The following is a 255-nucleotide window of genomic DNA, read 5'->3' as shown; positions in this document are numbered from 1 at the left end:
AATGAACAAGCAATATCGACCAATGCCTGTTAAAAGAGTATATATTCCAAAACCAAATGGAAAACAAAGAGCATTAGGAATTCCAACAGTAGTAGACCGAGTAATCCAACAAGCTATGTCTCAAGTACTAAATAAAATCTATGAGCCAATATTCAGTGAACACAGTTTTGGATATCGCCCAAGAAGAAATGCACAAATGGCAATGGAAGAAGTATTACAATACTTAAATGAGGGATATGAATGGATAGTTGACTT

1 protein-coding gene is annotated in these 255 nt (G+C 34.5%); it reads left to right on the top strand.

Annotated features, from left to right (window positions below):
* Window positions 1-255 (top strand): reverse transcriptase domain-containing protein (locus NE665_RS24590; RefSeq protein WP_256302793.1); only part of this gene is annotated, 255 nt, incomplete at both ends.

Source organism: Clostridium sp. DFI.1.208, from assembly GCF_024463855.1.
Lineage (GTDB): Bacteria > Bacillota_I > Bacilli_A > Erysipelotrichales > Erysipelotrichaceae > Clostridium_AQ.
The sequence above is the reverse complement of the archived record's forward strand: the minus strand, read 5'-3'. Positions and strand labels throughout refer to the sequence as shown.